This is a genomic window from Streptococcus infantis, assembly GCF_047464615.1.
In the GTDB taxonomy this organism is placed as follows: domain Bacteria; phylum Bacillota; class Bacilli; order Lactobacillales; family Streptococcaceae; genus Streptococcus; species Streptococcus infantis_Y.
This window is the reverse complement of sequence record NZ_JASHBO010000004.1, coordinates 140,403-146,937: the sequence shown is the minus strand read 5'-3', so window position 1 is coordinate 146,937 and position 6,535 is coordinate 140,403. Positions and strand designations below refer to the sequence as shown.

Annotated in this window: 6 protein-coding genes and 1 pseudogene; all 7 read left to right on the top strand. The window is 39.3% G+C overall.

Annotation, left to right across the window (positions count from 1 at the left end):
- A pseudogene (locus QM450_RS03690) lies at nt 1-106 on the top strand (IS5/IS1182 family transposase); the annotation flags it as partial.
- Between the two features lie 118 nt (nt 107-224).
- On the top strand, nt 225-656 hold the full coding sequence (locus QM450_RS03685; protein ID WP_414319692.1) for a hypothetical protein: 432 nt from the start codon (nt 225-227) through the stop codon (nt 654-656).
- Nucleotides 657-835: 179 nt separating this feature from the next.
- Nucleotides 836-2,596 (top strand): DNA primase, encoded by a 1,761-nt coding sequence (gene dnaG, locus QM450_RS03680; protein ID WP_414319691.1) that lies wholly within the window; start codon nt 836-838, stop codon nt 2,594-2,596.
- Nucleotides 2,597-2,598: 2 nt separating this feature from the next.
- Nucleotides 2,599-3,708, top strand: coding sequence for an RNA polymerase sigma factor RpoD (gene rpoD / locus QM450_RS03675; protein WP_000201894.1), 1,110 nt, complete (start codon nt 2,599-2,601; stop codon nt 3,706-3,708).
- A gap of 17 nt (nt 3,709-3,725) precedes the next feature.
- Nucleotides 3,726-4,055 carry a metal-sulfur cluster assembly factor gene (locus QM450_RS03670; RefSeq protein WP_000331926.1) on the top strand — a complete coding sequence of 110 codons (330 nt, stop codon included), beginning with the start codon at nt 3,726-3,728 and terminating at the stop codon, nt 4,053-4,055.
- 99 nt (nt 4,056-4,154) lie between these two features.
- Complete coding sequence (locus tag QM450_RS03665; RefSeq protein ID WP_261673717.1) at nt 4,155-5,207, top strand: glycosyltransferase family 4 protein; 1,053 nt, start codon at nt 4,155-4,157, stop codon at nt 5,205-5,207.
- An 8-nt stretch (nt 5,208-5,215) separates the two neighbouring features.
- Nucleotides 5,216-6,532, top strand: coding sequence for a glycosyltransferase family 4 protein (locus QM450_RS03660; RefSeq protein WP_414319690.1), 1,317 nt, complete (start codon nt 5,216-5,218; stop codon nt 6,530-6,532).
- Nucleotides 6,533-6,535 lie beyond the last annotated feature (3 nt).

Below are 6,535 nucleotides of genomic sequence, written 5' to 3'. Positions count from 1 at the left end.
AAAAACGTTTAAAATATTTTCAACAACCTATCGAAATCGACGTAAACGCTTCGGATTACGAATGAATTTGATTGCTGGCATTATCAACCGTGAACTAGGATTTTAGTTTCGCAGGAAGTCTATTAAAAAAATAAATGAATGATTAAGCCAAGTAACTTTAAAAAAATCTAGAAATTCAGATAAAGCACTGTTTTTCCGAAAATACAAATAGTAGGAGATAAAACATGGCTTACACAGAAGAAGATTTTCAGGAATGGATTTTTCAGATTGGATTTAAGATGGATTATTTTACAAGGGAGTTTGCGGAGAAAGAAGGGCTAAATTTAGACTATAGCATGCAGTCTTTGGATGATTTGGAGGCTTGGATCTTGGCTCACTACGAAGACCACCATGCTTTGATAGCAGACCGCAAGATGTTGGATTATTTGACCGTTTATATCGGTGAAACCTTTCGCAAACACCTAGGAGGAAAATGGTTTATTGACCTTAAAAATAAAAAGAACGCCTATTATTCTATGCCTGTATTGACTGATCCATCCTATAGAGGAGTGGTATACAAAGCACCATTGACTTATGCAACAGCTTGCATTAGTAGAAAAGATGGTCAGTATATTAGCAGGATATTGAAAAATAATCTCGAAAATCAAGTGAAATAGTCTTTAATTTTTCTATTTTTCTTTCAAATATTAGAATGGTTTGCTCAAAAGATTCAGTTTTTCATGATAGCTGGAAACTTATGAAATAGTCTCATGTAAAGTGTATGAAATGGTTTACTTTTTTTCAGAAATAAGCTATACTAGTTAGAGTAAACTGTGATAAAATGGAGGTATTGTCTATGGTTGACAAGAGACTCATCGAAGAGATCAAAAACAATACCAATATTGTCGAAATCATAGGAGAAGTGATTTCTTTACAAAAATCTGGACGGAACTTTTTAGGGCTCTGTCCTTTTCATGGTGAAAAGACCCCTTCCTTTAACGTGGTCGAAGATAAGCAATTTTACCACTGCTTTGGATGTGGTCGTTCTGGTGATGTCTTCAAGTTTATCGAGGAGTACCAACAAGTAACCTTTGCGGATGCGGTGAGGATATTAGCTGAGAGACTTGGGATTCAGATGGCAGCGCCTGTTCAAACTTCTGTACAGCCTAAGTCGCCCCATCAAAATCTCTACGATATGAATGAGAAAGCCGCTCGTTTTTATCATGCCATCCTCATGACGACTAAGATGGGTGAAGAGGCGAGGAACTACCTCTATAAACGTGGCTTAACAGATGATGTTCTCAAGCATTTTATGATTGGTTTGGCTCCAGCAGAACGCTCTTATCTCTATCAACGTTTAGCAGATGATTATAGTGAGAAGGACTTGCTGGATTCAGGTTTGTTTTATCTATCTGAGAGTAACCAATTTTTTGATACCTTTCATAATCGCATTATGTTTCCTCTTTCAAATGATCAAGGAAAGGTGATTGCCTTTTCTGGTCGTGTATGGCAAGAGGCCGATTCTCAAACTGGAAAGTATAAAAATAGTCGAGCGACGACAATTTTTAACAAAAGTTACGAATTATATCATTTGGAGAAGGTAAAAAAAGGATCGGGCAAGGCTCCTGAAATCTACCTGATGGAAGGATTTATGGATGTCATTGCGGCTTATCGTGCTGGTATTGAAAATGCAGTCGCTTCTATGGGTACCGCACTGACGAGTGAACATGTGGAGCATCTGAAACGCTTTACTAAAAAAGTGATCGTCACCTATGACGGAGATAAGGCTGGGCAAGCTGCCACAGCTAAGGCCTTGGATGAACTTAAAGATATACCTGTCCAAGTAGTCCAGATTCCTGACGCTATGGATCCAGATGAATATTTGCAGAAAAACTCTCCTCAAGACTTGGCTTATCTCTTAACCAATACACGTATCAGTCCTGTTGAGTTTTACATTCATCATTTCAGACCTGAAAATAGTGAAAATCTACAAGCTCAGATTGAATTTATAGAGAAAATTGCCCCCTTAATCGCAAAGGAACCCTCTATCACAGCTCAGAATTCCTACATTCACATTTTGACGGATCACTTGCCATCTTTTGACTATCAGCAAGTAGAACATATTGTCAATGAAAGTCGTGTCAGACAGAGAAAGGAGAAGGTCAAGGAGACCTATAGTCCGAGTCCTGTCACTATGTCTGTTACCAAGCAGCTGACAGCAGTGATGAGAGCGGAAGCCCATATCCTCTACCGAATGATGGAACATCCCTTGGTGCTTAATGACTATCGCTTAAGAGAGGATTTTATCTTTGAAACTCCAGAGTTTCAGACCTTGTATGGACTCTTGATTGATAATGGAAGTATCTCATCTGAGGATTTGGCTCATCAGACCAGAGAAGTGGAGAGTGCTTGGTATCAAGTCCTAGCCTTAGATTTGCCACCTGAGATGTCCCCTAACGAGTTAGCCGAAGTGGAAGAGTCTCGAAAAAGAGCTCTTTTGAATCAGGAAAATCTGCAAATTAAAAAGAAAGTTCAGGAAGCTAGCCATGTCGGTGATACAGACACCGCATTAGAAGAGCTAGAACGCTTAATTGCCCAAAAAAGAAGAATGGAGTAAGAATGGCAACAAAACAAAAAGAAGTAACAACCTTTGATGTCCAAGTAGCGGAATTTATTCGCAATCATAAAAAAACTGGTACAGCAACTGATGATGAAATCAATAACGCCCTCGTAATTCCCTTCACTTTAGATGTGGAAGGTATTGAGAATCTTTTGCAACGCATTCAAGATGCTGGTATCTCAATTACGGACAACGAAGGAAATCCAAGTGCGCGTGTTTTGAGCACTGAGGAAGAACCAGAGTTGACTGATGAAGATTTGATTGGTTCAACCTCAGCTAAGGTCAATGACCCTGTCCGTATGTATTTGAAAGAAATCGGGGTTGTTCCTCTGCTTACAAATGAAGAGGAAAAAGAATTGGCCCTCGCTGTTGAAGCGGGTGATATCGAAGCTAAACAACGCCTTGCAGAAGCTAACCTTCGATTGGTAGTATCTATCGCTAAACGTTATGTTGGACGTGGAATGCAGTTCCTTGACTTGATCCAAGAAGGAAACATGGGCTTGATGAAGGCCGTTGATAAATTTGACTACTCTAAAGGGTTCAAATTCTCAACTTATGCGACTTGGTGGATTCGTCAGGCCATTACTCGTGCCATTGCTGACCAAGCTCGTACCATCCGTATCCCAGTTCACATGGTGGAAACTATCAACAAGCTTGTTCGTGAACAACGTAATCTTCTTCAAGAGTTGGGACAAGACCCTACTCCTGAACAAATTGCAGAACGTATGGATATGACACCTGATAAGGTTCGTGAAATCCTTAAGATTGCTCAAGAACCAGTTTCTCTTGAAACACCTATTGGTGAAGAAGATGATAGCCATCTTGGTGATTTTATCGAAGATGAAGTGATTGAAAATCCAGTTGATTACACAACTCGTATCGTTTTGCGCGAACAATTGGATGAAGTTTTGGATACTCTTACAGATCGTGAAGAAAATGTTCTTCGACTTCGTTTTGGTCTTGACGATGGGAAAATGCGTACTCTTGAAGATGTTGGTAAAGTCTTTAACGTAACTCGCGAACGTATCCGTCAGATTGAAGCTAAAGCATTGAGAAAACTTCGCCAACCAAGTCGTAGTAAACCACTCCGCGACTTCATTGAAGATTAAGCTGAGGGAGAGTGAAAATGGCTTATACAGAAGAACAAATTGAAAACATCAAAACACGTATTTTGACAGCTCTAGAAGAAGTGATTGACCCAGAGTTGGGGATTGATATTGTCAATCTAGGCTTGATCTACGAGATTCGTTTTGATGGCGATACAGGTGAGACTGAAATTGATATGACCTTAACAACCATGGGTTGTCCCTTGGCAGATCTTTTAACCGACCAAATCTATGATGCTATGACAGATGTTCCAGAGGTTACTAACGTTGAAGTCAAATTAGTTTGGTATCCAGCTTGGACGGTTGAAAAAATGAGCCGCTATGCTCGTATCGCATTAGGTATCAAGTAAGTATATTATGAAAAGAGAAATAGTGTAGACGCCAGGAATTCCCAGCTTTTATGCTATCTCTCTTTTTATTTGCTGATTTTATTTGAAGAAAATGGTATAATGGTTACTATGGAAAAAGAGAAATTACGCATCAACATGCTAAGTTCAAGTGAAAAAGTGGCGGGCCAAGGTGTGTCTGGCGCTTATCGTGAACTGGTGCAGCTTTTAAAACGAGATGCGAAAGACCAACTGATCGTAACAGAAAATCTTCCAATCGAAGCGGATGTTACTCATTTTCATACGATTGATTTTCCTTATTACCTCTCGACCTTTCAGAAAAAACGTTCTGGACGTAAGATTGGCTATGTTCACTTCTTACCGGATACCTTGGAAGGTAGTTTGAAGATTCCATTCTTCTTAAAGGGGATTGTCAAACGCTATGTATTTTCTTTTTATGACCGTATGGAGCATCTGGTTGTGGTCAATCCTACCTTCATTGAGGATTTGGTTGCTGCTGGAATTCCACGTGAAAAAGTGACCTATATTCCTAATTTTGTCAACAAAGAAAAATGGCATCCACTTCCTATAGAGCAAGTTGAACAACTTCGTAAAGATATGGGAATTGATGAGAATCAGTTTGTAGTAGTTGGTGCAGGTCAGGTTCAGAAGCGTAAAGGAATAGATGACTTTATCACTCTAGCTGAGGAATTACCTGATATCACTTTTATTTGGGCTGGTGGATTCTCTTTTGGGGGAATAACCGATGGTTATGAGCGCTATAAAAAGATTATGGATAATCCTCCTGAAAATCTAATTTTCCCAGGGATTGTAGATCCAGAACGGATGAGAGAACTCTATGCCTTGGCTGATCTTTTCTTGCTTCCAAGTTATAACGAGCTCTTTCCAATGACTATTTTAGAAGCTGCGAGTTGTGAAGCACCCATTATGCTTCGTGATCTAGATCTTTACAAGGTCATTCTTGAAGGAAATTACAGACCAACAAGTGATGTAGAAGAGATGAAAGAGGCTATCTTGGAATATCGAGAGCATCCAGAAACACTAAAAGAATTAAAAGAAAAGGCTAAGGCCATTTCAAGAGAATATTCAGAAGAACATCTTCTTGAAATCTGGCTAAAATTCTATCGGGAGCAAGCAGCTTTAGGAAAAAAATGAGGTAGTATATGCGAATTGGATTATTTACAGATACTTATTTCCCGCAGGTCTCGGGTGTTGCGACCAGTATTCGAACCTTAAAAACAGAACTTGAAAAGCAAGGACATGCTGTCTTTATCTTTACAACAACAGACAAGGATGTTAATCGTTATGAAGACTGGCAGATTATTCGTATCCCTAGTGTTCCTTTCTTTGCCTTTAAGGATCGTCGTTTCGCCTATCGTGGATTTACGAAAGCTCTTGAGATAGCAAAGCAATACAAGCTGGATATTATTCATACGCAGACCGAATTTTCTCTTGGTTTATTAGGGATTTGGATAGCGCGTGAGTTGAAAATCCCTGTTATACATACCTATCATACCCAGTACGAGGATTATGTTCACTATATCGCTAAAGGGATGTTGATTCGTCCAGGTATGGTCAAGTATCTTGTGAGAGGCTTCCTTCATGATGTTGATGGAGTGATCTGTCCCAGTGAAATTGTGCGAGACCTTCTATCAGATTATAAGGTCAAAGTTGAAAAACGTGTTATTCCTACAGGGATTGAGCTAGCCAAGTTTGAACGTCCTGAGATTGGACCAGAACATATCGCAGACTTACGGGTTAAACTAGGTATTAAGGAAGATGAAAAGATGCTTCTTAGCCTTTCACGTGTTTCTTACGAGAAGAACATTCAAGCCGTTCTGGCAGCATTTCCAGATGTTCTAAAAGAAGAGCAAAATGTTAAATTAGTCGTTGCTGGAGATGGACCTTATCTAGAAAACCTCAAGGAGCAAGCAGAAGATTTGCAGATTCAGGATTCTGTTATCTTTACAGGTATGATCGCTCCAAGCGAGACAGCACTTTACTATAAGGCGGCTGATTTCTTCATTTCAGCTTCAACTAGTGAGACGCAAGGCTTGACCTATCTTGAAAGTCTTGCAAGTAAGACTCCGGTAATAGCTCATGGAAATCCTTATCTAGATAATTTGATTAGCGATAAGATGTTTGGAACTCTTTATTATGAAGAGCGTGATCTATCAGGTGCTATTTTAGAGGCTCTTATTGCTACGCCTGACATGGATGAAAACCTTTTGGCTGATAAATTGTATGAAATTTCAGCTGAGAATTTTGCTAAGAGAGTTCATGAGTTTTATTTGGATGCTATCATCTCAAACAATTTTGAAAAAGAATTAACTCGTGATGAGCCGATGACACAACGGATTTTAAAGACAGTATTTTACTTGCCACAGCAGGCAGTTTCAGTTCCAGTCAAAAGTTCTAAACGAATGTTAAAAGCATCTAAGAAACAGTTGAATGATTTGAGAGATTATTGGAATGACTAAGAT

Bases quoted from the DNA above. Each gene is read 5' to 3' on its own strand.
- QM450_RS03685 (WP_414319692.1), top strand. From the start codon at position 225: ATGGCTTACACAGAAGAAGATTTTCAGGAATGGATTTTTCAGATTGGA.
- dnaG (WP_414319691.1), top strand. From the start codon at position 836: ATGGTTGACAAGAGACTCATCGAAGAGATCAAAAACAATACCAATATT.
- rpoD (WP_000201894.1), top strand. From the start codon at position 2,599: ATGGCAACAAAACAAAAAGAAGTAACAACCTTTGATGTCCAAGTAGCG.
- QM450_RS03670 (WP_000331926.1), top strand. From the start codon at position 3,726: ATGGCTTATACAGAAGAACAAATTGAAAACATCAAAACACGTATTTTG.
- QM450_RS03665 (WP_261673717.1), top strand. From the start codon at position 4,155: ATGGTTACTATGGAAAAAGAGAAATTACGCATCAACATGCTAAGTTCA.
- QM450_RS03660 (WP_414319690.1), top strand. From the start codon at position 5,216: ATGCGAATTGGATTATTTACAGATACTTATTTCCCGCAGGTCTCGGGT.